The sequence below is a fragment of the Marinobacter xiaoshiensis genome, from assembly GCF_031631795.1.
In the GTDB taxonomy this organism is placed as follows: domain Bacteria; phylum Pseudomonadota; class Gammaproteobacteria; order Pseudomonadales; family Oleiphilaceae; genus Marinobacter; species Marinobacter xiaoshiensis.
Genome location: NZ_JAVMBO010000007.1, coordinates 666932 through 692071 on the forward strand (window position 1 = coordinate 666932; position 25140 = coordinate 692071).

The following is a 25140-nucleotide window of genomic DNA, read 5'->3' on the forward strand; positions in this document are numbered from 1 at the left end:
TAACAAAAAACCGCTGCAGTGATGCAGCGGTTTTTTTGTGCTTCTTCGATGTCGCCGTTCTTTTAACGGGCGCGATACACAATCCGGCCTTTGCTCAGGTCGTAAGGTGTAAGTTCAACCTTGACCTTGTCGCCTGTCAGGATGCGGATGTAGTTTTTACGCATCTTGCCAGAGATGTGAGCAGTGACAACATGGCCGTTGCTCAATTCGACCCGGAACATAGTGTTTGGAAGGGTGTCAAGAATAACACCTTCCATTTCAACGACATCTGACTTCGCCATTCAGTAGAAACCTCTATTGGGAAAACTTTCCGTAATTTTAAATTGCGCAATTCTGCCTGATTTGTAGCCGTTTGGCAAAGTGCGTTCATGAATGCCGGCAAATAAAGGTGCTTATTACCGGTTTATATCGGTAATTACGTGCCATACGCTGCTATTCGGTTGTCAGGACACGCCACTGACCATCATGGAGCGCCTCCATGGGCTTGAACCGCGTTTTATAACTCATCTTGTTGCACTGTTTTATCCAGTATCCAAGATAAAGGTGAGGCTGTTTACGCCTTTTAGTCTCTTCAATTTGCCAGAGAACAGCAAAGGTGCCCAGACTGCGGCTCTCCTGAGTTGGATCGAATACGGTGTAGATTGCCGAGAGCCCATCATCAAGAACATCGATTGCTGCCAGAGCCACCAGTTCTCCGTCTTTACACATTTCAAGGAACCAGGAATCAGAGGTGCCTTCTACCAGAAAGGAAATAAACTGTTCCCTGGAGGGTGGGTACATGTCACCGTCTTTGTGGCGAAGTTCGACATAGTTGGCATAGAGCCGATAGTAGCTTTCAGTGAAGGCGGCAGGCACCAGAGTGCATTCCAGGTCACTGTTTTTTTTCATGACCCGGCGCTGGTTGCGATCCGGCTGAAAGTGATTCACGTTCACTCGCACCGGGATGCATGCGTTGCATGCTTCACAGTGGGGGCGATAATAATGTGTGCCGCTGCGCCGAAAGCCCAGCGCGGTCAGTTGGCTGTAGAGCTTTTTGTCGATGTGGGCGCGCGGGTCAACAAACATGGTTGTCGCTTCGCGATCAGGAAGATAGCTGCAGTCGTGGGCTGGTGTTGCATAGAACACCAGAGTTCTCAGACTACTCATTTATGCCTCCGGCCGGTTCCACTGCCAGTCGAATGTCCAGTTGCTCTGGTTCGGTTTTTTTTCCGTATGCTCACTGATTATAGATAAGAACTCACTTCTGGGTAGGGTGCATGCGCCCATGCTGAGAAGGTGGGAGCTTTCTACCTGGCAGTCCATGATTCGATAGCCCCAATCTTGCAGTTGGTGAGCAAGGTGGACCATGAGTACTTTGGATGCATTGGTTTCCAGAGAGAACATGGATTCACCAAAAAAGCACTGCCCAATGGCTAACCCGTACATACCGCCGGCCAGTTCGCCTTTGCTGTTCCATACTTCGATGGAGTGGGCGACACCCTGGCGGTGCAGGGCTGAGTAACTTGCGATCATGTCATCGGTTATCCAGGTGCCTTCGCTGCGGGTGGATGCGCACAAGCGGATGATTCGGCTGAAGGCCTGATCTGCGGTGACGCTGAAGCGACGCTGATTGAGTGTTCTGCGTAGGCTTCGGGAGATGTGTATGTCTTCAGGGAAGAGCACGCAGCGGGGGTCTGGGGACCACCAGAGTATGGGTTGGTCGTCGCTGTACCAGGGGAAGATGCCGCTGCGGTAGGCGAGGATTAGCCGTTCTGTGGAGAGGTCACCACCCAGCGCGAGGAGGCCATCGGGGTCGTCGAGGGCTTCATCGGCTGAGGGGAACCACAGCTGGTCGGGGTCTAGCCAGTGCAGTGAAGTCATCCTGTCTTTTGCCGATATCTCTTAAGCTTGCTGATCCAGAAACTTTTCGGCATCTAATGCAGCCATGCAGCCGAAACCGGCGGAGGTTACAGCCTGGCGGTAAACGTGGTCGGCTACGTCGCCGGCGGCAAATACGCCCGGGATGCTGGCTTGGGTGGCCATGCCTTCGAGGCCGGACTGGATTTTGATGTAGCCGTTTTCCATGTTCAGCTGGCCTTCGAACAAGCCGGTATTGGGCTTGTGGCCTATGGCGATGAACACGCCGGCCAGGTCGAGATCCTGTTTGGAGTCGTCTTTCATGCTTCTGATGCGCATGCCGGTTACGCCGGTGCCGTCGCCGAGTACTTCGTCGAGGCTGTGATCCCAAACGATGTTGATGTTGCCGTTTTCAGCTTTGTCGAAGAGTTTATCCTGCAGAATTTTCTCTGCGCGCAGGCTGTCGCGACGGTGTACAAGGGTAACTTCTGCGGCGATGTTGGAGAGGTAAAGGGCTTCTTCAACGGCGGTGTTGCCGCCACCGATTACGGCGACTTTCTGTTTTTTGTAGAAGAATCCGTCGCAGGTGGCGCAGGCGGATACGCCCTGGCCTTTGAATTTTTCTTCGGATTCCAGGCCCAGGTACATGGCGGATGCACCGGTAGCGATGATCAGGGCATCGCAGGTGTATTCGCCGCTGTCGCCTTTGAGGCGGAAGGGGCGGGTCTGCAGGTCAGCTTCGTTGATTGTGTCGTAAACGATGTTTGTTTCGAAGCGCTCGGCGTGTTTGAGCATGCGCTGCATGAGTTCCGGGCCTTGCACGCCGTCGTTGTCGCCGGGCCAGTTGTCTACGTCGGTAGTGGTGGTGAGCTGGCCGCCGACTTCAATGCCGGTGATGAGGGTCGGGTTGAGGTTGGCCCTGGCTGCGTAAACAGCGGCGGTGTATCCGGCGGGGCCGGAGCCGAGGATGATTAGCCGGGAATGTTTGGTTTCGCTCATGGGTGTCTCTCGTTTATTCGGTACGTGTCGGGCTCGTTCGGAGCCTGTATTGCGAGGAAGAACAAAAGGCTATCACGAAAGCAGCAAGCTTCCATTTGTTTTGGTCAATTCCCCTGATAAAGCAATGCTATCTAACCGCTTACTCCAGCACGGATACGCTGGCCAGGAGCTGGCGTACGCGCTCTGCGCTTTTTCCGGATTCGCCTTGTTCAAGGCGGTGTTCGGCGATCGACGGGAAGACTGCTTGTATATCGTCAGGTAGTGCGTGGCGGCGGCCTTCCATCAAAGCCCAGGCTTTGGTGGCTCTGAGCAACCCTAGCCCGGCTCTGGGTGACAAACCATAGAGCAGCCCGGGCATGCGGCGGCTCTGTTCCAACAGGCGCTGGATGTAGTCCAGCAGTGCAGGGCTCGCGGTTACGCGGGTTACTTCTTCCTGAAGTTTTGCCAGGTCATTTTCAGAAAGCAGGGTGCCAAGTCGATCTGTCATTGTCCGGCGATCTTCGCCTTCCAGCAACTCCCGCTCGGCTCGGGGGTCGGGGTAGCCAAGCCTTATGCGCATCAGAAAACGATCAAGTTGGGATTCCGGCAACGGGTAGGTGCCACCTTGTTCTGTAGGATTCTGGGTGGCAATTACAAAAAACGGATGGGGTAGTGGTCGGGTTTCGCCTTCAATGGATACCTGGCGCTCTTCCATTGCTTCCAGCAGTGCGCTCTGTGTTCGTGGCGACGCGCGGTTGATTTCGTCTGCCAGGACCACTTGGGCAAAAATAGGGCCTTGGTGGAATACCAGGCTCCCTGCTTGTTTGTCGTACATGGAATAGCCCAGCACGTCTGCAGGCAACAAGTCGTTCGTAAACTGAATGCGCTGATAGCTGAGCCCCATTACTTTGGCCAAGGCATGGGACAGGGTGGTTTTGCCCATGCCAGGAATGTCCTCAATCAGCAGGTGACCGCTGGCGAGCAAGCCGCAGAGGGCCAACCGAACCTGCCGTTCTTTGCCCAGCAGTATCTGATTCAGTTCGGTAACTACGTTGTCCACCAGGTTTTTCATGCCGGGTTCAGTCCCTCACTCTTTTTAGAATGTCGCCGTAGGCGTCGATGCGCCGGTCTCTGAAGTACGGCCAGATGCGGCGAATAGATTCAGTGCGGTGGCGATCAAGTGTGACGCTCAGTATGCACTCGCTGCTGTCGTCGGCCCGGGCGAGGAATTCGCCTTGAGGGCCGCAGATGAAGCTGTTACCCCAGAACTGTATACCGTCGGAATGCCCTGTGGGATCCGGTTCTGTGCCTACCCGGTTGGGCGCAACTACCGGGAGGTTGTTGGCCACGGCGTGGCCCCGTTGAACGGTGACCCAGGCTTCCAGTTGACGGGCTTGCTCATCCTGGGTGTCTGTTATGTCCCAGCCGATGGCGGTGGGGTAAATCAGTATTTCGGCGCCGGCGAGCGCCATCAGGCGTGCCGCTTCCGGGTACCACTGATCCCAGCAAACGAGAACCCCAAGCTTACCTACCGAGGTTTCTATGGGGGAGAACCCGCTGCGGCCGTCGTTGAACTCGGCATCACCCGGGGTGAAATAGAATTTCTCGTAGAACCCCGGGTCGTCCGGAATGTGCATTTTGCGATACAGGCCGGCAATGGATCCGTCGGTCTCAATGACTACAGCCGTATTGTGATAAACACCGTTCATGCGTCGCTCAAACACAGAACCCACGATAACGACGTTCAGTTCCCGGGCCAGGCCTGATAGCTTTTCACTTGTGGGCCCAGGGATGGGCTCAGCCAGGTCGAATATGCGAGTGTCTTCGGTTTGGCAAAAATACTGGGTTGCGTGAAGTTCCTGCAGAATAATCAGCTCAGCGCCACCGGCGGCCGCTTCGCGAATCAGCATTTCAGAAGTGGCAAGGCTGGCAGCTTTGTTTTCACTGCAGGCCTGCTGAATTGCAGCTACTACGAGCTGGCTTGAATTCCGGGTGCTGCCAAGGTTTTGGCTCATGGCGTGACAACTCCTTCCGGGATCTGCATGGTAACGCAGTGGAGGCTGCCGTGCTGTTTGACCAGCGGGCGGCAGTTAATGGGGATTATCTCTCTATCAGGAAATATCCCGTTCACAATGCGAATGGCTTCTTCATCCTGAGGCACATCGTATATCGGCAGCAGCACTGCGCCATTAATAATCAGAAAGTTAGCGTAGGTTGCAGGAAGGCGTTCGCCTTCGTCACCGAATACCGGGTCGGGCCAGGGTAGTGCTGTGAGCTTGTAGGGCGAACCATCCCGCTGGCGGAACTCCTGAAGGTCCTCTTCCATGGCGGCCAGGGCGCTGTAATGCTCATCTGCCACGTCCGGGCAGGCCACGTAGCAGATATGATCCGGTGCACAAAAGCGCGCCAAAGTATCAATATGGCTGTCCGTATCGTCGCCGGCCAGATAACCATGGTTTAGCCACAGAATCCGGTCTGTCCCCAGCATTTCAGACAGTAACTGCTCAATGGCGCCGCGGTCCATGGAGGCATTGCGCGAAGGTGTCAAAAGGCACTCGCTGGTGGTTAATAGAGTGCCTTCACCGTCAGATTCGATGGAGCCACCTTCCAGCACAAAGTCCACAGTTTGCATGGGGTTAGTGCCAAATACACCGAAGTTCGCAAGGTGGCGATTGAGCGCATCGTCTTTTTCCCAGGGAAATTTGCCACCCCAGGCATTGAAGCGAAAGTCCAGCAAGGTAGGGGTGCCATCGGTCACTACAGTGATCGGGCCGTGATCACGAGTCCAGGTGTCGTTTGCCGGCGCTGGCACCGCATGCACGCGTCCTGGCAGGTCCTGCTGGCTGGCCCAGGCGTTTAGTTCGCGCTCAAGATCCTGCAGTCGAATCACATGCTCACAGCTGATAACCAGATGCTGGAAGCGGAGAACCGAGCGGGCAATTTCCAGGAATACGGGCTCCACTTCATCAATAATCCCTGCCCAGTCGGTACCCGGATGAGGCCAGGTAAGTACAACGGCGCTTTGGGGTGCCCATTCAGCGGGCAACACGCGTAGGGATGTCACTTTACAGTCACCTTAAAATTGCAAAAGCCGCCATTCTAAACAAAAGGCGGCATGTCGTCAGGATGTGTGCCCGGAACTGGTGGGCGGGAAGAACACTGTACCGAAAAATGTCAGCGCTGTGGCGTCAGTACTGAGTGTATGACGCGATCATTTTCGAAATAGACTACAAAGTTGCCATAATTCCACTGGCTGATCGCCGGTTCGCCAACAGGGCCTTTAACGGAAGCTGGCTGGCCCCACGAAGCTCTTACCGAAGCCTGTGTTGTGCCTACCCGGGGCACATTTTGTTCGCCTCGGTCAGCTTGGCTGCCAACAGGTACACGGAGTTCTTCCGCAAGCGCGCCGGAAATCGGGGTCAGAGTCATAAACATTGCCGATACCAGGGTGCCGGTCAGGACTCGCTTTATTGTCATTGATCGTTCTCCACTCATACTTGGGTCACCGGTGAGCACTCCGGGGACATGGATAAAACGTAATATCCGAGAATTACACGCAAAAGTCACATGTTTTCGCCAGTCTACTCTTTTTGGCGCTGGCGAATCTGCCAACGCATCACATGTCTGGCGATTTGCTGACGATCTCCATCCTGTATCTGGATAAAGCCGGTATGAACCCTTGCTCCGCCTGTTTCGGTGGCCTGTACATCCAAAACCTGTGCGACGCCACGGGGCTGGAATAGTTCTGGCGGCAGGGTCATGCGAACTGCAAGCTTGTCGCCAGTCTGCCATGCTTGTGGGCTACCCGAAAAGGCCAGCCCGCCCTCGCTCAGTGTTACGTCTTGCCAGTCGCCCGGTTGCAAGGGATTTTGCTGAAAGGCCATAATGCGCGCTAGCGTATCCAGCTTGCCATTCAACGACTTTACCAGACCGGTAAGCAGGCGGTCCTGATCGGCAAGGCTGGCGAGCTGCGATTTGATGTCCTGATCCAGACGTCTGAAGTCCGCTTTCAGCGTCTCGATATGCTCGTCGTTGAAGTGGTTGTCGTTGAACTCGGCTGAAGGCGACAGCTTACGGACTTCCAGGCCAATCCGGTCTTCGATGCGGAAAAATTCCCGGCGCTCAGGTAGATTGTCTGTGGTTTCGTAAGGCGTGTCTTCGGTGTGCATTCAGGGCTCCGCAAGCAAGGATTTCAGCCAGTAGTAAAAGTTTAGCAGTTTCCTACCGCACTGAAAGGCTGCGATGGGAATTCCAGACCACGACCGATCTGAAGGTAGCGACAGGCACCTCTCCATGTTCAGACCCTTATCGTTTTATATCGGCTTGCGTTACACCGCGGCCAAAAGGCGTAATCATTTTATTTCCTTTATATCTCTCACATCCATGATCGGGCTGATGCTCGGCGTGGCAGTACTCATTATTGTGCTGTCCGTAATGAATGGTTTTGACCGGGAGCTCAAGCAGCGCATCCTGGGCATGGTTCCTCATGCCATTATTCAGGGCAGCGGGCCACTGGATGATTGGGAGTCGGTAGATGCTCAGGTGCAGAAGCATCCCAGAGTGTTAGCCGCTGCTCCGTTCATTCAGGGGCAGGGCATGGTTACCGGTGGTGGTGACGTGCGGGGCGTTATGCTCAACGGCATACTTCCTGAGGAAGAGCGCTCGGTCTCCATCATCGAAAACCACATGATTGAAGGCAAATTGGACGATCTGGTTGCTGGCGAGTTCGGCATTATTGTGGGCCGTACCATGGCGGCGAGCTTGCGTTTGCAGCTGGGCGATAAAGTGACCGTGGTGCTGCCTGAAGCCTCAGTTACCCCCGCCGGCGTGTTGCCTCGTCTCAAGCGCTTTACCGTAAAAGGGGTTTTCAGTGTTGGTGCAGAGTTGGATGGCAATTACACGCTTATTCACATGGATGACGCTGCGAAGCTGATGCGAACCGGAGGTAAAGCGCAGGGTGTTCGGTTATTGGTCGATGACCTTTTTGCCGCCCCCAAGGTTGCAGAAGAGGCCGCTAGAGAACTCTCTGGCCGTTATTACATTTCAGATTGGACGCGCACCCACGGAAATCTTTTCCAGGCCATTCGCATGGAAAAAACCATGATTGGTCTTCTGCTGATGTTTATCGTTGCAGTGGCTGCGTTCAACATCGTGTCCACGCTGGTGATGGTGGTGACTGATAAAACCGCGGATATCGCCATTCTCCGTACTATGGGCGCTACGCCAGGGCACATTATGCGGATTTTTATCGTACAGGGGGCGGTCATCGGTGTGTTTGGCATTCTGATTGGCACCACGCTTGGCGTTTTGGGTGCTCTCAATATCAGCGCATTTATTTCGTGGCTCGAAAGCGCGCTTGGGCAGCAATTCCTGAGTGCGGATGTGTATTTTATCAGTTACTTGCCTTCCCAGTTGCAATGGAATGACGTAGCCATAATCAGCGGTGCAGGCCTTGCAATGAGTTTGTTGGCGACTATCTACCCGGCGTGGAGAGCGTCGCGAGTGGATCCTGCGGAGGCTCTTCGTTATGAATAAGGAACCTGATGCCATGAAGGATGTCCCCTTGGTAATCGATTGCCGACAGGTTACCCGCACCTACACTCAGGGGCCGGAAAAGCTGACCATCTTCTCCGACATTTCGCTTGAAGTTACAGCGGGGGAAACTGTGGCCATCGTTGGCAGTAGTGGTGCCGGCAAGACTACACTGCTTAACCTTCTTGGTGGGCTCGACAAGCCCTCTACCGGGCAGATTTCTATTTGTGGCAAGGATATTCACCGCCTGTCTGAAGCGGGGCGGGCTCGTTTCCGCAACCGTCATCTTGGTTTCGTATATCAGTTCCATCATCTGTTGCCGGAATTCACTGCGCTAGAGAACGTCATGATGCCCTGTGCACTGGGCGGGATGTCCATTAATGATTCCCGTTCCCGTGCACAGTCAATTTTGCAGAGGGTTGGATTGGCGGAGCGCCTGGAGCACAAGCCTGGGGAGCTATCCGGTGGCGAGCGCCAACGTGTTGCTATAGCCCGGGCGCTGGTTAACGAGCCAGATTGTGTGCTGATGGATGAGCCCACGGGCAACCTTGACGAACACACAGGTGAAGGGGTTCGTGCACTTATAGAGTCTTTGAGGGATCAGCTTGGGATTGCGTTTGTTATGGTGACCCACGATATGAAGATGGCTCGGAGCCTGGGGCGGGTGCTGAGGCTTGAACAGGGTCGGTTGGTTCAGGAGGCCTGATCGCGGGAGCGCCGGAGCTCTCTGCGGGCCCGGCGGCGCAGTTGCCAGTCGGTGCGGATTTTCCGGCGCCAGATAAACTGAATTGCCAGATACGCTATGCAGGCTGAAATTGTGGCGACAATCAGCGAACCCAGGTAGAGGGGAATGCCGATATCCACCAAGCGCTCACTGAGCCACGACCACGAGAGATGTATATCGAAACTCAGAACGGGCCGATTTAGTGCCCAGGCTCCCACCTTGTAATTGAAATAAAACAGGGGTGGCATGGTAATCGGGTTGCTGATCCAGACCAGCACTACGGATAGCGGCAGATTGGCGTTGAACCAGATGGCAAAGAAGGCTGCGGCAATCATCTGGAAAGGCATGGGAATCAAAGCGAAAAACACCCCGATCAGGAATGCTCTGGAAACACTGTGACGGTTGATATGCCATAAGTTGGGTTCATGCAGGATATCGCCAAGAAAATCAAGCGACTGCATCGCTTGCACCTTCTCAGGTGTTGGCAGATAACGTTTCATGAACTTCTTCGGCATTGGGAATGCTCTACCTTCGAGTAGAATGAAACATCCGGCGTCAAGGAAGTCGCCGACGGATAAGGTCATCGGGAGGACACGGATTGTCCGGAAGCTCTACAGTAATAGGCGTTTTCGCTTTTTCCTGCGGCGTTATCTTACTTTATAGGTTGGCGGTGTTGCCAGCTCAAGTATGCCTGCTCCTGGCCATAATCCCGGCTTTGTTGTGGTTTTTGCCCATTCGCAGGATGCTGCCCGGATCATTCCGGGCGCTTGTAATTGGCATGGCATTAGGTATCGCCTGGGCATTTTTGTGGGCCAGCGATCGTCTGGAACACAGGCTCCCCGAGGGGCTTGAGGGGGATCGCACCCAGGTTTCGGGTTATATTTGCGACCTCCCTTCTGTTGGAAGTTTTAACAGCATCCGCTTCAGCTTTTGCGTGACTCGCTGGTACGGGCTTTCACTGACCCCAGAGGCTTATGATTCACTGCCCACGACATTGCGTCTTGCCTGGTATGGTAAGCCCGATCTTGTGCTTCCGGATTATCGCCTGCGACTTGACGTAGTTTTGAAAAATCCCCACGGCACACTGAATCCTGAGGGTTTCCGCTACGAAGACTGGCTGTTCCGCAAGGGGTATCGTGCAACAGGTAGTGTGCGCAGTGCGATTCCGGATCCATCTGTCGTTTGTACGCCAGAGTGCCAGTATCATCGCCTTCATGCCCGACTGGCGGATTGGGTAGACAGTCAGTTTGCCGAGGCCCGTCACCTAGCATTAATCGCCTCGTTGCTGATCGGCAATCGTGGGCATTTGTCTTCGGAACATTGGGATGTGCTAAAGGCAACGGGAACCATACATCTGGTGGCTATATCGGGGCTACATTTGGGGCTGGTTGCTTTGGGCGCGGGGTTTGCAGCTCGTCGTGTTCTATTGGCAGTGTCGTCGACCCGGCTCAGCGAACGCTCTGTTCGCGTAACAGTGTTTGCTGTGGTGCTTGTTTGTAGTCTGTTGTATGCATTAGCGGCAGGATTCACGGTGCCAACCCGCAGAGCCCTTATTATGGTGGCCGTTGGTAGCTGGTATCTCTTGAACGCCTGGCAGGTGCCTGTTTGGCACTCGCTTGTGATTGCGCTTGGGGCTGTACTCCTGTTTGACCCTTTTGCGCCCCTGGACCAAGGGTTCTGGCTATCCTTTGGAGCCGTCTCTGTCCTCATGTGTGTTTTTGCGGGTCGGCTGGGAGGTACAGGCTGGCTGGCCGGCCTGTTTATTGCTCAGGTCGCTGTGTTTGCCGGGCTTTGGCCACTGCTTGAGCTGGTCGGCCAGGGGCAGCCAGTTGCTGGCCTGCTGGCGAATATTTTAGCTATTCCCTGGGTTTCTCTCGTGCTCATGCCAGTACTTCTCATTGGTGGGATTGCTGTCGCCCTGTTTCCGGCTCTGACAGGGCTGATTGTCCCGTTGATGGATGCGCTGCTTGACGTCCTTTGGAGATTTCTTGGCGGGGTTGCCAACATGAGTTGGCCCGATCTCTATGGCAGCACCCCGGAAATTATCGGGTTTGCCATATTGGTGCTGTTAATTGCATTGGTGCCGATCCGGACATTCCAGCTGGTTGGGGTTGCTATTGTGGCGACCTGGGTGGTTGCAGCGAGTTTCCAGGAGAGGCCTGATAATCCGCACCTTGCTGAGCCCGAAGTCCGGGTTTGGGATGTTGGTCAGGGCCTCTCAGCCATGTTGAGGGCAGGCGACCAGGTGTTGCTCTATGACACAGGCCCTGAAGTTGAAGGTGTGTTTTCTGCTGCAGAGTCCGTCCTGATACCCAATCTCAAAGCCTTGGGGGTAGCGCGCATCGACACGCTGGTTATAAGCCATGCCGACAATGATCATTCCGGCGGGATTAACCAGATACTGGAGCATTTTGACGTTGGCCATATTGTGACAGGCGAGCCAAAGGCTGTTCGTGACAAGCTGAAGCGGGCAGGGGCGGTAAGCATCGTTGAGTGTGGGGGCGAGGATGAGTTGGGCGGTGAGTTGGCACTCTCGTTTTGGCGTGCAAAAGGCGAGTTAAAAGGTAATGACGCATCCTGTGTTCTTACCGCCCGGCGGGGTATGGAAGCAGAATGGGTGTTTCCTGGTGATATCAGTTCCCGTGTTGAGGCGAAATATCTTAGAGTATCCCGTAACCTTTCGGCCAAGAGTCAGCCCCGTGCACGTGTTGTTATCGCGCCGCACCATGGCAGTAAAACGTCGTCATCCAAAGCTTGGGTTGATGAACTGAAACCCGACGTGGTGATCTACACGGCTGGATACCGGCATCGATACGGGCATCCCCACAAGGATGTAACGGCGCGCTACCGGAGTGCGGGCGCAACAGCGTTCAACACGGCCTGCTCGGGCGGGTTAGTGTTGACCCTGGACAATGGCACTGTAAAAACCATCGAAGCCCGTCACTCCGCGCCCTTCTGGATTGGCGGCCCGGGTCTTACCAGGGCCGAGTGTAAAATACCGTGACATTGCGGGTGTAGCCTCGACCTGCAGCTATGCTAAAGTAGCGCGGCTTGTTAACAATCAGGGAGATCAAGCGTGTTCGAGCTGTTGAAAGCTGGTGGCATTCTTATGGTGCCAATTGTTGCCTGTTCCATCCTGGCACTCGCGATTATTCTGGAACGTTTCTGGACGCTTCGGGCGTCACGTGTCGCACCGCCGCAGACCATTAATGAACTCTGGCGCTGGATCAAGAAAAAAGAGCTTAATAGTCGCAAGCTGAAGGCACTGCAAGGCTCATCACCTTTGGGCCGCGTACTTGCGGCGGGTCTCATGAATGCCAAACATGGCCGTGAGATCATGAAGGAGAGTATTGAGCATGAAGCTACTCAGGTAATTCACGAACTGGAGCGCTTTTTGAATCCTTTAGGCACAGTTGCGACCATTACACCATTGCTTGGTCTTCTTGGTACTGTGATTGGCATGATCAAGGTGTTTGCTGAAATCCAGCTTGCAGGTGTGGGTAATGCCGGCAACCTCGCGGGGGGCATCTCCGAAGCTTTGATAACCACTGCGGCCGGGCTGAGCATCGCTATCCCTGCACTGATTTGTCACCGTTATTTTATCCGCCGGGTAGATGAGCTGGTGGTGGGGATGGAGCAGGAAGCTATCAAGCTGGTTGAAGTTGTGCACGGTGACCGTGAAATCGACGTAGAAGGGGCCTGAACGCCGTGAAGTTCACACGCCAGAGAAGCCAGGAAGTTGGGGTAGACCTGACGCCGCTGATCGATGTGGTGTTCCTGCTGCTGATTTTCTTTATGGTCTCAACGACTTTCACCCGGGAAAGCCACTTACAGGTGGTACTGCCAGAGGCCAGCGGTGAGCCGTCTGCCGCATCCGAAGTGAGGCAGATTGACGTTGTAATCAATGCTGAAGGCCAGTACATACTCAACGATAAAGCGCTCGTGAATAATCGTCGTGAGACGCTTGAGCGGGGAGTGAGTGAGCTGGCTGCAGGCGATACGGCCTTGCCATTCGTAATTACAGCAGATGCCCGAACGCCCCATGAATATGTGGTCAGAGCTATGGATGTTGCCGGGCGCCTTGGTTTTGCAAAGCTCAGTATTACGACAGAACGCGAGGCAGAAACCCAGTGAGCCAGGCTGTTCCGCCAACAGAACCCAAACCGGTTAAACCTGGCGAAAGTTGGGAAACCTACAAGCGCTTGTTGGCGTATGTAAAACCGTTTTGGCTGGCGTTCTCGCTTGCGGTTGTCGGTAACATTATTTATGCAGCGGCCTCTACGGGCATGGCCGCTGCCATGGAATATGTTATAGCGGCCATCGAAAATCCCACTGAACAAAACCGCATTTTGCTGACCGCCTTGATCATAGGTATGTTTACCTTCCGTGGAATTGGGACTTTCCTGAGCCAGTATTTCATCAGCTATGTTGGCCGACAGGTTATCAACTCCCTCCGCACGGATGTGTTCAACCGGTTGATGACCCTTCCATCCCGGTATTTTGACGAAAACGCTGCCGGAAGGCTGGTGTCCAAGCTCACGTTTAACGTAGAACAGGTGGCGGAAGCCACTACCAATGCCGTCACCATAACCCTAAGGGAAGGTCTGACAATCGTCGGCCTTCTCAGCTTTATGCTGTATACCAACTGGAAATTGACCCTGATATTCCTCGCAGTTGGGCCGCTGATCGGGGCGGTTGTGAGTTATGCCAGCAAGCGTTTTCGTAAAATCAGCCAGCGCATTCAGGGTTCGATGGGTGACATAACCCACGTGGCTTCTGAGTCCATTACCGGGTATCGGGTTGTTCGAACCTTTGGTGGCGTGGAGTATGAACAGCAACGTTTTCAGAAGGTTAACGACCGAAACCTGAAGCAAAGCCTGAAGATGGCGTCAACCCAGGCGATCAGTGTTCCGGTGATTCAGACCTTGGTGGCAGTGGCAATAGCCGCGCTTGTATGGACCATGTTGTCCCCGGAGATACGGGGCGAGATGAGCACTGGTCAGTTGGTTGCCTTCATTACTGCAGCCACTACCATGGCCAAGCCGATACGTCAGGTGACTTCTGTTCACGCGCAAATACAGAAGGGTGTGGCAGCGGCCTACGATGTGTTTGAAACCATCGATGAGGCCCCCGAGCAGGATCCTGGCACTTTTGCCCCCGAGCGTGTGGAAGGCAATATTGAATTTGATGACATGTCTTTTCGCTACCGTGATCAACTTGACAATGTGCTGGAGGGTATCTCTGTTGATATTCCCGCGGGGCAGAGTGTGGCTCTGGTGGGACGCTCCGGTAGCGGTAAATCAACCCTTGTGAGCCTGCTGCCCAGGTTTTATGAATATACCGGTGGTGATATCCGCATTGATGGGCACTCCCTCAAAGACTTCTCCCTGAAAGCCTTGCGAAGCCAGATTGCACTGGTGACGCAGAACGTGGTGCTGTTTAACGATTCGATTGCCGCCAACATTGCCTATGGCGCGCTTCGGGATTGCAGCCGGGAAGAAATACGTGAAGCGGCGGCCAAAGCCCACGCGTTGGAGTTTATCGACCGAATGCCTGAAGGGCTCGACACCATGATTGGTGATAACGGTGTGATGCTCTCAGGTGGGCAGCGGCAAAGACTGGCTATTGCAAGGGCCTTGCTGAAAGATGCCCCAATTCTGATCCTGGATGAAGCCACCTCCGCTTTGGATACTGAATCTGAGCGCCATATTCAGAAGGCGTTGGAAACCGTTATTCAGGGCCGAACCACACTGGTTATTGCCCACAGGCTTTCAACCATTGAGAGCGCTGACAGAATATTGGTTATGGACAACGGCCGTATTGTTGAATCCGGTCGCCATGAAGAGCTTCTTGCCAAGAAAGGCGCTTATGCCCAGCTGCATCAAATGCAGTTTAGTGAACACTCATGACATCCCTTGTCGATCGCCTATGGTATGGCAAAGGCCGCCCCTTGGCCTTGTTAGCACCGTTTTCATGTCTCTATCGGGCCATTGCTGAAGCGCGGCGGCGCAAAGCGATAGCGGCTTATACCGAAAAGCTGCCGGTTCCGGTCGTGGTGGTGGGTAACATCACAGCTGGCGGTACGGGTAAGTCGCCGTTAACGGCCTGGCTGGTCAGCACTATGAAAGCTGAAGGCTGGCATCCCGTGGTTCTTAGTCGCGGATACGGAGGCAGAGCGCCTGACCACCCACTTTTGGTAACCCCGGATACCTTGCCTTCTCTTGCAGGAGACGAGCCGGTTATGCTGGCTCAGGCAACCGGCGTACCAGTGATTGTTGACCCAGACAGACGCAGAGGTGCTGCGTTTGTGCTCGACAATGCGCTAGGCGATGTACTGATCAGCGATGACGGCCTGCAGCACTACAAGCTACCACGGGATATCGAACTATCAGTATTTGATGGTGCCCGCGGAGTAGGCAACGGTGCCTTGATACCTGTAGGTCCATTGCGGGAGCCGGTAAGCCGGTTGGATTCGGTTGATTTTGTGATCGTTAACGGCGCAATCTCTGCAGATGAGACGGGGCGGGTGCCTCCGGAAGTACTGGCGGGCATCAAGCACCCACACTTGTATGCTATGAAGCTTCAGCCAACGCGCCTGGTAAATCTCAAAACCGGTGAAACCCGCTCTCCCGAAAGCCTTCAGGGGCAAAAGATCCGTGCCATAGCGGGTATAGGAAACCCTACACGCTTTTTTGATACGCTCAAAGGCCTTGGCGCAAAGTTGATTGCTGTGCCTTTTCCTGATCATCATCGTTTCCGCCCGGAAGATCTTGGATCCGAATCTGGTCACATGCTGGTGATGACGGCTAAAGATGGCGTTAAATGCAGCAGTTTTGCACCGGACAATGCCTGGGTGCTTCATGTTGAAGCAACATTGCCTGAGGCGTTTAAAGCGGCTGTACTTGAAAAATTGCGGGCGAGCTCCGGAACGCCTGCTTCCTAACTGTCAGTGAGATAGCACTATGGACAAAAAACTCGTGGCTCTGCTTGCTTGCCCGGTATGCAAGGGCGAGCTGAAATTGAATGACGCAAAAACCGAACTGACGTGCTTTGCGGACGCCATGGCATTTCCGATCCGCGAGGGTATCCCGGTTATGCTGGCCACTGAGGCGCGCACTTTAAGCACCGATGAACGTCTTCACAAAAACTGAGTAAGCTCTCTGCAGGATTGAAGTCCCATGTCTTTTACGGTTGTGATTCCAGCTCGTTATGCCTCTACCCGGTTACCTGGTAAACCGCTGCTGGATATTGCAGGCAAGCCCATGATTCAGCACGTGTGTGAGCGTGCTTCAGAAAGCCGGGCAAGCCGCGTGGTTGTTGCTACGGATGATTCGCGTATCCAGGCCGCCTGTGAAGCTTTTGGCGCTGAAGTCGTCATGACGTCTCCCAACCATGTTAGTGGTACTGATCGCCTTGAGGAGGTAGTACGCCAACTCGGGTTGGATCCTGATCACCGTGTGGTGAACGTGCAGGGAGATGAACCCTTGATTCCGGCGGCATTGATTGATCAGGTGGCTGAAAACCTGGAGCGCTATCCGGAGGCGGCAATTTCAACGCTCTGTGAACGGCTCCATGACATCGAACATGTGTTCAACCCCAACGTGGTAAAGGTTGTGTTTGATGCAGAGGGGATGGCCCATTACTTCAGCCGGGCGCCAATCCCCTGGGCACGGGATCACTGGAGTGATTTTGGAAAAGATAACCTTGCATCGCCCAATGCGGGAGCCGCCCTTAAGGATGGCACCGGGTATTTCCGCCATATTGGTATTTATGGTTACCGTGCGCGCGTTCTGAGCCAGTTCGTTTCCTGGCCGCCTGCGCCTACCGAACAGGCGGAGTCCCTGGAGCAGCTAAGAGCCTTGTATAACGGGGCGCGCATTCATGTTGAAGTGGCCGCTGGAACGCCGCCGGCGGGCGTTGATACAGAGGCTGACTTACAGCGGGTAAGAGCCTGGATGGCTAAGTCGGTTGAAACAGGAGAAAGTAAGGCATGAGTAAGCAGGTCAGTGTCCTTTTTGTGTGTCTTGGTAATATTTGCCGGTCGCCAACCGCAGAGGGGCTGTTTCGGAGGCTGGTGCAACAAGCTGGATTGCAGGACAAGGTTTTCATCGACTCCTGCGGAACCAGTAACTGGCACATAGGAAAGGGGCCTGATGCCCGCTCAATTTCAGCTGCCAACAACCGTGGCGTTGATATTAGTGCTCTTAAAGCGCGTCAGTTTACAGAAAAAGATCTGGATACCTTCGACTATATAATCGTAATGGACCGTCAGAATCTGGCTGATGTAAAGGATATATGGCACCAGAATGGAGGCACTAAACCGACGCTTTTTCTGGAATACGGCAGCTCAGACCTCACTGAAGTTCCTGACCCTTATTATGGTGGTGAAGAGGGTTTTGAGCATGTGCTTGATCTGATTCAGGATGCCGGCGAGGGCCTGCTACGGGATATTCAGGAGCGCATGGCGTGAGTTTTGGGGCGGAACTTCAGGAGAGCGTGGGGCTTTTGAAACTCAACACCCTGAGCGTGTCCGCTACAGCAAAATACTACATGGATGTCGAAAGCCTGGACGACTTGCGCAGCGCACTGGCATGGGCCCGCGAAAATGGCCACCAGACACTGGTCCTCGGAAGTGGCAGTAATCTGGTTTTTGCCGGAGACTTTAATGGCCTGGTGATTCGCGTGCGAATAGCAGCCCGATACTGGGAGCAGGTAGACGACACTGGCGCTACCCTGGTTCTGGGAGCTGGCGAGAGCTGGCATGAGGCGGTTCTCTATGCGGCTGGATCTGGTTACAAGGGCATAGAGAACCTGGCGCTTATTCCCGGAACGGCGGGTGCTGCACCAGTACAAAATATAGGTGCTTACGGCGTAGAACTATGCGATACGCTAATTTCGGTAACAGCCTGGGATCGCGATTCTGATCAACTGGTTTGTCTTGATAACGCAGAGTGCGGCTTTGCCTACCGGGATAGCCTGTTCAAACGCTCACCCGGGCGTTACATCATTACCGAGATCAGGCTTCGTTTGTCCCGTACCAAACCTCTAAAGCTTGGATACCGAGATCTGGAAGAATACTTTGGGGATGCTACCTCGCAGGATCTGGATGCACTGACCGTGGCTGAAGCGGTAATGGCAGTGCGCCGTCGAAAATTGCCAGACCCTGAGATGATTCCTAACGTAGGCAGTTTTTTTAAAAATCCCGTGGTCCCAGCCGGGAAGTTTGAAGAACTACAAGCTATGTATCCCGACGTAGTTGGTTATCCGCAGGCTGAGACCGTAAAGCTCGCAGCCGCTTGGCTGATTGACCAATGCGGTTGGAAGGGCTTTCGGAATGCCACCGTGGGTGTTCATAACCGGCAAGCACTGGTTTTGATAAATCATTCCGGCGGGACAGGGAAGGATGTGCTGGATTTGGCTTCAGAGATTCGCGAGTCAGTGCGGGAACGTTTTGGCGTGGCTTTGGAAATGGAGCCAGGAATTGTAGGGGGCTGACAGTCTCAAACAACGTCCAGCCCCACACATGCTAACAGTAGTCCAAGGCCATGTTTCAGGCCTTGAACCCCGCTTGGTTACTTCCGCTTACTTCAGCCTTTTTGTGGTGATGCCTTGGCAAGAACAGGCAGAGCCTCTTCAATTGCAATGTCCTGCTTGTCAGCGTCTCTGCGGCCCTTATATTCCAACGTACCGGCAGCTAGCCCACGATCAGAAATAACAAATCGGTGGGGAATGCCCATCAGCTCCATATCGGCAAACTTTACGCCAGGGCGCTCTTTACGGTCGTCCAGTAGCACATCATAACCAGCTTGCTGCAACTGTTCGTAGAGCTTCTCGCCGGCTTCCGCCACTGCGGGTGTTTTGTGGGCATTCAGCGTAACGATTGCCACCTGGAAGGGAGCGATGGCATCTGGCCAGATAATGCCTTTGTCATCGTGGTTCTGCTCAATAGAAGCCGCCACAATGCGAGAAACACCAATCCCGTAACAACCCATGTCCATGATTACGGTTTTGCCGTTCTCATCCAGTACTGTGGCGTTCATTGCCGTGCTGTACTTGTTGCCCAGCTTGAAGATATGCCCAACCTCAATGCCTCTGCGAATCTCCAGAGTGCCTTTGCCGTCCGGGCTGGCGTCGCCTTCCACAACATTACGGATATCTTCAACCCGGTCCAGTGGCAGATCACGCTCCCAGTTTACGCCCGTCAGGTGGTAGCCTTCTTTGTTTGCGCCACATACAAAATCTGCAAGGTGCGCTGCGCTGCGGTCCACGATAACCGGGACTTTCAGGTTTACCGGGCCGATGGAGCCGGCTTTGCAGCCAACAGCGGACTCGATCTCTTCATCGGTCGCCATGGTCAGAGGTTCTGCCACGCCTTTCAGGTTCTCTGCCTTGATCTCGTTCAGGGTGTGGTCGCCACGCAAAATCAAGGCGATGAGGCCCGCGTTGCCTTCTTCATCGGCTTCTGCTTTAACCAGCAGGGTTTTCACCGTGCGGGTAGCATCGATATTCAAAAACTCGGAAATGGCATCAATAGTGCGTTGATCCGGTGTTGCAATTTGCGTCATCTCTTCAGCGGGAGCCGCTCGCTCTCCCGCTGGAGCTACCGCTTCGGCCTTTTCAATATTTGCCGCATAGTCGCTGTCTGTACTGAATACGATATCGTCTTCGCCAGAATCTGCGAGTACGTGGAATTCATGGGAAGCACTGCCTCCAATAGCGCCTGAGTCAGCCTGTACCGGGCGGTAATTCAAGCCCAAGCGGTCAAAGATGGCGCAATAGGTGCGATGCATTACCTGATAGGTCTCATCCAGCGAGTCGGCATTTATATGGAAGGAATAGGCATCCTTCATGATGAACTCACGGGCGCGCATAACGCCAAAGCGTGGGCGGCGCTCATCACGGAATTTGGTCTGGATCTGATAGAAGTTGGCAGGCAATTCCTTGTAGCTTTTCAGCTCATTGCGGATCAGATCAGTAATCACTTCTTCGTGGGTAGGACCGAAGCAGAACTCACGGCCGTGGCGGTCGTTCATGCGCAGCAGTTCACCGCCGTATTCTTCCCAGCGGCCAGACTCTTGCCAAAGCTCTGCGGGCTGAACTGCTGGCATCAGAACTTCCTGAGCGCCGCTTTTGTCCATTTCTTCCCGAACAATTCGTTCAACCTTGCGCAAGGTTCTCAAGCCCATGGGTAGCCAGGTGTAAAGGCCGGCTGCCAGCTTTCGGATCATACCTGCACGCAGCATCAACTGGTGGCTTATAACCTCCGCGTCAGACGGTGTCTCTTTCTGGGTTGCAATCAGATAACGGCTTGCTCGCATTGTGGTTTCCGTTCATTGGTGTTTCGTAGAAGGATGTTTCGTAAAGTGGTGTTTATTGTACGGAGCCTGCCGCACAAGGTACAGATAGCGAATGTGGTATCAGGATAAATAGCCCAGGGGCAGGGCGGTGCTGTCTAGCACTCGCTTCAAGACAAAGCTCGAGTGAACACCGCTTACCCCCGGAATCCGGGTAATGCGGTTAAGCAGAAAGTGGTGGTAGTGATCCATGTCTGGCACCACCACCTTCAACATATAATCGGCATCGTGACCTGTCACCAGATAGCATTCGAGAATTTCCGGGAATTCGCTTACCTGCTCTTCAAATGCGGCAAAGCGCTCGGGGGTGTGTCTGTCCATCCCGATGAGAATGATTGCAGTCAGCGAAAGGCCAAGCTTTTTGTGATCAAGCACGGTAACCGTGCGCACAATAATGCCGGCTTCTTCAAGGGCGCGCACCCGTCTGAGGCAGGGTGACGGAGATAGCCCCACTTTTTCGGCGAGCTGCTGGTTGGTTAAGGACGCATCTTTTTGTATCTGTTCCAGAATACGCCGGTCAATTTTGTCGATTTGTATGAGGGTTTCTTTGTTCTTAAGCATAGAATTGCCGAATCTCGCTTACTTGTAGAATATATGGCTAATAAACTACGCTTTCTGGCGTAAGTTCGCAATCCCATGGCGCTGGCAAAGCGTTAAACTGGTGTCCTTACTGGAATACATCTGAACTGCTACGGAGTACAACAAACATGGCTTTTGATCATCGCAAATATGTAGCCTTCCGCCCGGTCGCTAAACCCGACCGTCGCTGGCCAGACAAGGTTATCGAAAAAGCACCTGTGTGGTGCGCGGTGGATCTTCGCGATGGCAACCAGGCACTGGTCAAGCCCATGAATGTTGCCCAGAAGCAGCGCTTGTTCGACTTGCTGGTAAAGCTTGGGTTCAAGGAGATCGAAATCGGCTTTCCGGCAGCCAGCCAGCCGGATTTTGATTTTTGCCGCAAACTGATTGAAGAAAATCGGATTCCTGAAGATGTGAAAATCCAGGTGCTGACCCAGGCCCGCCCTGAGTTGATTGAGCGCACTTACGAGGCGCTTAAAGGTGCAAAGCGCGCCATTGTTCACGTATATAATTCTACCTCAACGGTGCAGCGGGAGCAGGTGTTCGGGCTGGATCGTGCGGGCATTCGTGATATAGCAGTAAACGGCGCGCAAGTGGTTAAAGACCTGGCTGCCCAGAACCCGGATACCGAGTGGACATTCCAGTATTCTCCTGAGAGTTTCACCGGCACAGAACTGGATTTTGCCGTTGATGTTATTGATGCGGTATCCGCAGTATGGCGACCGGATCAAGGGCAGCCGGTTATCATCAACTTGCCTGCAACTGTGGAAATGTCTACGCCAAACGTGTTTGCGGATCAGATTGAATGGGTGTGCGACAACATTCGCCACCGGGAACACATCAGTATCAGTGTTCACACTCACAACGACCGGGGTTGTGGCGTAGCTGCGGCCGAGTTGGCAGTGATGGCCGGTGCAGATCGCGTAGAAGGCACACTGATGGGTAACGGTGAGCGCACAGGCAATATGGACCTGGTGACCATGGCCATGAACCTTTACTCCCAGGGCATCGACCCGATGCTGGACTTGTCGGGTATGGCGGAAATTACCGAGGTTGTAGAAGCTTGTACCGAAATCTCCACCCATCCGCGCCATCCGTATGCAGGTGAGTTGGTGTTCACAGCCTTCTCCGGTAGCCATCAGGATGCCATCCGCAAGTGCCTGGCTCTGAGAAAAGAGGGTGATCCGTGGAATGTGGCCTACCTGCCTATTGATCCGTTTGATCTGGGTCGCCGGTACGAAGAAGTTGTACGTATCAACAGCCAGTCAGGCAAAGGCGGAGTGGCTTATGTGCTTGAACGAGATTACAACATCAGCTTGCCACGCTGGTTGCAAATCGAGTTCAGTAAGGTAGTTCAGAAAGCTGCAGAAACCAATGGCGGTGAAATTGATTCAATGGCCATCCACAACCTGTTTGAGCAACGCTACCTGAAGGTTCACGATGCCTGGGCGCTGCGTGGTTATGATCTGCGCAGAGACGAACACGGCGTGCACGCTGAAGTAACCTTTGGTAGCGAGTCAGCGCCGGTGCGCCTCGAGGGGCAAGGGCTTGGGGCAGTAGAGGCAGTTTCTGCCGCACTTGATAAGCGTTTTGGATTGGCTATAGCGGTGGAGGCCTACGATGAGTTTGCATTGGGAGAGGGTACCCGTGCCAACGCGCTTGCCTGCATACGCCTGACAGCTGGAGGCAAGCATTGCAGCGCAGCTGCTTTGGCTGAAGATACAACGTCTGCAACGCTACAAGCACTGTTTTCAGCTGTTGCCCAAACGGCTGGAGATATTGAATCAATGCAAGGTAAGTCGGAGAAGATTACAGCGGGCGCTGTAAGCGCGTAACCAATAAAACACTAAGCCGGCACAAGTGCCGGCTTAGTGTTGGGTCTCATGCCCGTGAGGGGCAGAGGGAGGAAAAATAACGCCTTAAACAGGTGTTACGTTTTCCGCCTGAGGGCCTTTAGGCCCCTGTGTTACGGTGAACTGCACCTGCTGACCTTCTGTCAGTGTGCGGAAGCCGCTTGAGGTAATGGCGCTGTAGTGCACGAAAACGTCACTTCCACCATCCTGAGCTATAAAGCCGAAACCTTTGGCTTCGTTAAACCACTTTACCGTGCCTGTTACTGTATCTGACATTGAACTTTCCTGTATCTCTGAGATTTCCCCCCACGGGGCACTGAAGATTTTCCACAGCAAATTGAGTATAGACCGACTTTGAAGGTCGTCAACATCAATCTCAGCGGCGGAGTTGTTCGCTGATTTCCTCCAGAATTGCCGGGTCATCAATGGTGCTAGGAACCGCATATTCTTCTCCGTCAGCGATCTGGCGGATAACCCGTCGCAGTATCTTTCCGGAGCGGGTCTTGGGCAAACGATCTACCACGAGTGCCCTGCGGAAACAGGCAATTGCTCCGATTTTCTCCCTTACCATCTCAACAAGCTCTTCTTCCAGCTCGTCGTGGTCAATGGTTGCGCCGTCCTTGATGAGCACCAGGCCAAGAGGAATCTGGCCTTTCATGTCATCGTGTGCTCCAACCACGCAGCATTCTGCAATCGCCGGGTGAGAGGCAACCACTTCTTCCATTTCACCCGTAGAGAGACGGTGGCCGGCAACGTTAATTACATCGTCTGTACGGCCCATAACAAAGACATAGTCATCGTCATCAACGTAACCGCCATCACCGGAGCTGTAAAAGCCAGGTATGAGGTTGAGGTAGCTGTCCTGGAAACGCTTGTCATCACCCCAAACCGTTACCAGACACCCTGGAGGAAGTGGAAGTTTGACGGCAATCTGGCCTTGCTCACCTGCAGGTACCTGGCTACCACGCGAGTCAACAACCTGTACGTTATAGCCAGGTGACGGAAATGTCGCCGAGCCCGGTTTGGTAGGCATGGTTTCAATGCCTACCGGGTTGCAGCAAATAGCCCAGCCAGTTTCCGTTTGCCACCAGTGGTCCAGGATGGGGAGTTGCGTATGCTCTCTTAGCCAGTCGTACGTGGGCGGGTCCAGGCGCTCACCCGCCAGGAAAATGCGTCTGAGAGAGCTTATGTTATAGCGTGAAAGCTGATCGGCTTCCGGGTCTTCCTTGCGGACAGCTCGGAAAGCAGTGGGAGCGGTAAACAGCAGGTTTACATTGTGCTCCTGAACAACGCGCCAGAATGCCCCGGCATCAGGGGTCCTTACCGGTTTGCCTTCATAGAGAATGGTCGTGCAGCCAGCAAACAAGGGGGCGTACACAATATAGCTGTGACCTACTACCCAGCCTACATCTGAGGCGGCCCAGAATACGTCACCCGGGTTGGCGTCATAAACCAGCTTCATGCTGTATTTCAGAGCCACCGCATGACCACCGTTGTCTCTTACCACGCCTTTGGGTTTGCCGGTGGTGCCCGAGGTGTATAGTACGTAGAGCGGATCGGTCGCCTTCACTGGAACCGGTTCAACGGGTTCAGCAGTGGCCATCAGGTTGCTCCAGTCGTGGTCGCGGCCATCCTGCATTTGAGCTTTTACTTGCGGGCGCTGATAGACCACACAGAAATCGGGCTTGTGTGATGCCTGCCCAATGGCCTTGTCCACCAGAGGCTTGTACTCGATAACCTTGGCAACTTCTATGCCGCAGGATGCCGTGATCACCGCTTTGGGTTGCGCGTCATCGATTCTGACTGCGAGTTCGTGGGCTGCAAACCCACCAAACACTACTGAGTGGATTGCACCGATCCGCGCGCAGGCGAGCATTGCAATGGCGGCTTCCGGAATCATCGGCATATAGATGATGATCACATCGCCCCTTGCTACGCCTTGAGCGGCGAGGGCGCCGGCAAAACGTGCGACTTCGTTCGTCAGCTCTGTATAGGTATAGCTGCACTTGGTGCCTGTAACCGGTGAGTCGTAGATGAGCGCTTTTTGGTCGCCCCGGCCAGCTCGAACGTTGGCATCCAGGGCTACGTCAGACGTATTAAGAGTCGCGTCAGGAAACCACTGGCCATGTCCATTATCGGTAGCTTGCCAGATGGCTTCAGGCGACTGTATCCAGTCAATATCGCCTGCCTTTTCACGCCAGAACTCTTCCGGTTTATCAATCGATCTCCGGAACTCTGAGTTGTAGTTCATACAATCTGCCTCGTAGTACCTGCTGGAATTTTT

At 54.1% G+C, this 25140-nt stretch carries 25 protein-coding genes and 1 pseudogene; 12 read left to right on the forward strand and 14 right to left on the reverse strand.

The genetic code is table 11. The features are described from left to right. Nucleotides 1-62: 62 nt before the first annotated feature. The 9 genes from infA to RKA07_RS06825 all read right to left on the reverse strand — a co-directional run bounded on the left by infA (nucleotide 63) and on the right by RKA07_RS06825 (nucleotide 6983). A complete protein-coding gene (infA, locus tag RKA07_RS06785; RefSeq protein ID WP_096781506.1) occupies nucleotides 63-281 on the reverse strand; it encodes a translation initiation factor IF-1 in 219 nt (72 codons plus the stop codon). Nucleotides 282-432: 151 nt separating this feature from the next. Beyond that, on the reverse strand, nucleotides 433-1146 hold the full coding sequence (locus RKA07_RS06790; RefSeq protein WP_310965932.1) for an arginyltransferase: 714 nt from the start codon (nucleotides 1144-1146) through the stop codon (nucleotides 433-435). After that, nucleotides 1147-1860 (reverse strand): leucyl/phenylalanyl-tRNA--protein transferase, encoded by a 714-nt coding sequence (aat, locus tag RKA07_RS06795; RefSeq protein ID WP_310965933.1) that lies wholly within the window; start codon nucleotides 1858-1860, stop codon nucleotides 1147-1149. A gap of 21 nt (nucleotides 1861-1881) precedes the next feature. Then, nucleotides 1882-2835: a thioredoxin-disulfide reductase gene (gene trxB / locus RKA07_RS06800; RefSeq protein WP_310965934.1), complete on the reverse strand. Its 954-nt coding sequence runs from the start codon at nucleotides 2833-2835 to the stop codon at nucleotides 1882-1884. Between the two features lie 139 nt (nucleotides 2836-2974). Next, on the reverse strand, nucleotides 2975-3886 hold the full coding sequence (locus tag RKA07_RS06805; RefSeq protein WP_200200937.1) for an AAA family ATPase: 912 nt from the start codon (nucleotides 3884-3886) through the stop codon (nucleotides 2975-2977). Nucleotides 3887-3893: 7 nt separating this feature from the next. After that, entirely contained in the window at nucleotides 3894-4829 is a 936-nt protein-coding gene (locus RKA07_RS06810; protein ID WP_310965935.1) for a carbon-nitrogen hydrolase, read from the reverse strand. Then, the gene (locus tag RKA07_RS06815) at nucleotides 4826-5878 is read right to left on the reverse strand and encodes an agmatine deiminase family protein (protein WP_310965936.1); all 1053 of its coding nucleotides are present in this window, start codon (nucleotides 5876-5878) and stop codon (nucleotides 4826-4828) included. Before RKA07_RS06815 ends, RKA07_RS06810 begins: the two co-directional genes overlap by 4 nt. 110 nt (nucleotides 5879-5988) lie before the next feature. Then, the gene (locus RKA07_RS06820) at nucleotides 5989-6291 is read right to left on the reverse strand and encodes a hypothetical protein (RefSeq protein WP_200200934.1); all 303 of its coding nucleotides are present in this window, start codon (nucleotides 6289-6291) and stop codon (nucleotides 5989-5991) included. Nucleotides 6292-6395: 104 nt separating this feature from the next. Next, entirely contained in the window at nucleotides 6396-6983 is a 588-nt protein-coding gene (locus RKA07_RS06825; RefSeq protein WP_200200933.1) for a PilZ domain-containing protein, read from the reverse strand. Nucleotides 6984-7107: 124 nt separating this feature from the next. Between RKA07_RS06825 and RKA07_RS06830 the strand changes: the two genes are divergently transcribed. Then, nucleotides 7108-8349 (forward strand): lipoprotein-releasing ABC transporter permease subunit, encoded by a 1242-nt coding sequence (locus tag RKA07_RS06830; RefSeq protein WP_200200932.1) that lies wholly within the window; start codon nucleotides 7108-7110, stop codon nucleotides 8347-8349. Between the two features lie 13 nt (nucleotides 8350-8362). After that, nucleotides 8363-9052, forward strand: coding sequence for a lipoprotein-releasing ABC transporter ATP-binding protein LolD (lolD, locus tag RKA07_RS06835; protein ID WP_413785000.1), 690 nt, complete (start codon nucleotides 8363-8365; stop codon nucleotides 9050-9052). Here the strand turns inward: lolD and RKA07_RS06840 are convergent. Beyond that, nucleotides 9040-9570 (reverse strand): DUF2062 domain-containing protein, encoded by a 531-nt coding sequence (locus RKA07_RS06840; RefSeq protein WP_227714590.1) that lies wholly within the window; start codon nucleotides 9568-9570, stop codon nucleotides 9040-9042. The genes lolD and RKA07_RS06840 overlap by 13 nt on opposite strands. Before the next feature lie 98 nt (nucleotides 9571-9668). Here RKA07_RS06840 and RKA07_RS06845 point away from each other — a divergent pair, with 98 nt between their 5' ends. The 9 genes from RKA07_RS06845 (at nucleotide 9669) to murB (ending at nucleotide 18565) form a co-directional block, all read left to right on the forward strand. Then, nucleotides 9669-12074 (forward strand): DNA internalization-related competence protein ComEC/Rec2, encoded by a 2406-nt coding sequence (locus RKA07_RS06845; protein ID WP_310965937.1) that lies wholly within the window; start codon nucleotides 9669-9671, stop codon nucleotides 12072-12074. A 72-nt stretch (nucleotides 12075-12146) separates the two neighbouring features. Further along, nucleotides 12147-12773: a MotA/TolQ/ExbB proton channel family protein gene (locus tag RKA07_RS06850; RefSeq protein ID WP_200200929.1), complete on the forward strand. Its 627-nt coding sequence runs from the start codon at nucleotides 12147-12149 to the stop codon at nucleotides 12771-12773. Nucleotides 12774-12778: 5 nt separating this feature from the next. Beyond that, nucleotides 12779-13204 (forward strand): ExbD/TolR family protein, encoded by a 426-nt coding sequence (locus tag RKA07_RS06855; protein ID WP_200200928.1) that lies wholly within the window; start codon nucleotides 12779-12781, stop codon nucleotides 13202-13204. After that, complete coding sequence (gene msbA / locus RKA07_RS06860; RefSeq protein ID WP_200369410.1) at nucleotides 13201-14979, forward strand: lipid A export permease/ATP-binding protein MsbA; 1779 nt, start codon at nucleotides 13201-13203, stop codon at nucleotides 14977-14979. Before RKA07_RS06855 ends, msbA begins: the two co-directional genes overlap by 4 nt. Then, nucleotides 14976-16013, forward strand: coding sequence for a tetraacyldisaccharide 4'-kinase (gene lpxK, locus RKA07_RS06865; RefSeq protein WP_310965938.1), 1038 nt, complete (start codon nucleotides 14976-14978; stop codon nucleotides 16011-16013). Before msbA ends, lpxK begins: the two co-directional genes overlap by 4 nt. A 19-nt stretch (nucleotides 16014-16032) precedes the next feature. Then, nucleotides 16033-16221 (forward strand): Trm112 family protein, encoded by a 189-nt coding sequence (locus tag RKA07_RS06870; RefSeq protein ID WP_200369412.1) that lies wholly within the window; start codon nucleotides 16033-16035, stop codon nucleotides 16219-16221. A 27-nt stretch (nucleotides 16222-16248) separates the two neighbouring features. After that, nucleotides 16249-17064: a 3-deoxy-manno-octulosonate cytidylyltransferase gene (gene kdsB, locus RKA07_RS06875; RefSeq protein ID WP_200369413.1), complete on the forward strand. Its 816-nt coding sequence runs from the start codon at nucleotides 16249-16251 to the stop codon at nucleotides 17062-17064. Continuing rightward, nucleotides 17061-17540, forward strand: coding sequence for a low molecular weight protein-tyrosine-phosphatase (locus RKA07_RS06880; RefSeq protein ID WP_310965939.1), 480 nt, complete (start codon nucleotides 17061-17063; stop codon nucleotides 17538-17540). Before kdsB ends, RKA07_RS06880 begins: the two co-directional genes overlap by 4 nt. Beyond that, nucleotides 17537-18565: a UDP-N-acetylmuramate dehydrogenase gene (gene murB, locus RKA07_RS06885; protein ID WP_310965940.1), complete on the forward strand. Its 1029-nt coding sequence runs from the start codon at nucleotides 17537-17539 to the stop codon at nucleotides 18563-18565. The genes RKA07_RS06880 and murB overlap by 4 nt, the downstream gene beginning before the upstream one ends. Nucleotides 18566-18657: 92 nt before the next feature. On the opposite strand, the gene RKA07_RS06890 is transcribed toward murB, so the two are convergent. After that, nucleotides 18658-20388, reverse strand: a complete 1731-nt coding sequence (locus RKA07_RS06890) for a proline--tRNA ligase (RefSeq protein ID WP_200369416.1) — start codon at nucleotides 20386-20388, stop codon at nucleotides 18658-18660. 99 nt (nucleotides 20389-20487) lie between these two features. Next, nucleotides 20488-20985: an Lrp/AsnC family transcriptional regulator gene (locus tag RKA07_RS06895; RefSeq protein ID WP_200369417.1), complete on the reverse strand. Its 498-nt coding sequence runs from the start codon at nucleotides 20983-20985 to the stop codon at nucleotides 20488-20490. Between the two features lie 146 nt (nucleotides 20986-21131). Between RKA07_RS06895 and leuA the strand changes: the two genes are divergently transcribed. Next, nucleotides 21132-22838, forward strand: a complete 1707-nt coding sequence (gene leuA / locus RKA07_RS06900; RefSeq protein ID WP_310965941.1) for a 2-isopropylmalate synthase — start codon at nucleotides 21132-21134, stop codon at nucleotides 22836-22838. Nucleotides 22839-22922: 84 nt separating this feature from the next. Here the strand turns inward: leuA and RKA07_RS06905 are convergent, their stop codons facing one another. After that, the gene (locus RKA07_RS06905) at nucleotides 22923-23132 is read right to left on the reverse strand and encodes a cold-shock protein (RefSeq protein ID WP_200200918.1); all 210 of its coding nucleotides are present in this window, start codon (nucleotides 23130-23132) and stop codon (nucleotides 22923-22925) included. Between the two features lie 100 nt (nucleotides 23133-23232). Next, nucleotides 23233-25110, reverse strand: a pseudogene (locus RKA07_RS06910) (acetate--CoA ligase); the annotation flags it as partial. Between the last annotated feature and the right edge of the window lie 30 nt (nucleotides 25111-25140).

Excerpts from the sequence above, each read along its gene's own strand:
- infA (WP_096781506.1), bottom strand. The coding sequence starts at position 281 with ATGGCGAAGTCAGATGTCGTTGAAATGGAAGGTGTTATTCTTGACACC.
- RKA07_RS06790 (WP_310965932.1), bottom strand. The coding sequence starts at position 1,146 with ATGAGTAGTCTGAGAACTCTGGTGTTCTATGCAACACCAGCCCACGAC.
- aat (WP_310965933.1), bottom strand. The coding sequence starts at position 1,860 with ATGACTTCACTGCACTGGCTAGACCCCGACCAGCTGTGGTTCCCCTCA.
- trxB (WP_310965934.1), bottom strand. The coding sequence starts at position 2,835 with ATGAGCGAAACCAAACATTCCCGGCTAATCATCCTCGGCTCCGGCCCC.
- RKA07_RS06805 (WP_200200937.1), bottom strand. The coding sequence starts at position 3,886 with ATGAAAAACCTGGTGGACAACGTAGTTACCGAACTGAATCAGATACTG.
- RKA07_RS06810 (WP_310965935.1), bottom strand. The coding sequence starts at position 4,829 with ATGAGCCAAAACCTTGGCAGCACCCGGAATTCAAGCCAGCTCGTAGTA.
- RKA07_RS06820 (WP_200200934.1), bottom strand. The coding sequence starts at position 6,291 with ATGACAATAAAGCGAGTCCTGACCGGCACCCTGGTATCGGCAATGTTT.
- RKA07_RS06825 (WP_200200933.1), bottom strand. The coding sequence starts at position 6,983 with ATGCACACCGAAGACACGCCTTACGAAACCACAGACAATCTACCTGAG.
- RKA07_RS06830 (WP_200200932.1), top strand. The coding sequence starts at position 7,108 with ATGTTCAGACCCTTATCGTTTTATATCGGCTTGCGTTACACCGCGGCC.
- lolD (WP_413785000.1), top strand. The coding sequence starts at position 8,363 with ATGAAGGATGTCCCCTTGGTAATCGATTGCCGACAGGTTACCCGCACC.
- RKA07_RS06840 (WP_227714590.1), bottom strand. The coding sequence starts at position 9,570 with ATGAAACGTTATCTGCCAACACCTGAGAAGGTGCAAGCGATGCAGTCG.
- lpxK (WP_310965938.1), top strand. The coding sequence starts at position 14,976 with ATGACATCCCTTGTCGATCGCCTATGGTATGGCAAAGGCCGCCCCTTG.
- RKA07_RS06870 (WP_200369412.1), top strand. The coding sequence starts at position 16,033 with ATGGACAAAAAACTCGTGGCTCTGCTTGCTTGCCCGGTATGCAAGGGC.
- kdsB (WP_200369413.1), top strand. The coding sequence starts at position 16,249 with ATGTCTTTTACGGTTGTGATTCCAGCTCGTTATGCCTCTACCCGGTTA.
- RKA07_RS06880 (WP_310965939.1), top strand. The coding sequence starts at position 17,061 with ATGAGTAAGCAGGTCAGTGTCCTTTTTGTGTGTCTTGGTAATATTTGC.
- RKA07_RS06890 (WP_200369416.1), bottom strand. The coding sequence starts at position 20,388 with ATGCGAGCAAGCCGTTATCTGATTGCAACCCAGAAAGAGACACCGTCT.
- RKA07_RS06895 (WP_200369417.1), bottom strand. The coding sequence starts at position 20,985 with ATGCTTAAGAACAAAGAAACCCTCATACAAATCGACAAAATTGACCGG.
- leuA (WP_310965941.1), top strand. The coding sequence starts at position 21,132 with ATGGCTTTTGATCATCGCAAATATGTAGCCTTCCGCCCGGTCGCTAAA.
- RKA07_RS06905 (WP_200200918.1), bottom strand. The coding sequence starts at position 23,132 with ATGTCAGATACAGTAACAGGCACGGTAAAGTGGTTTAACGAAGCCAAA.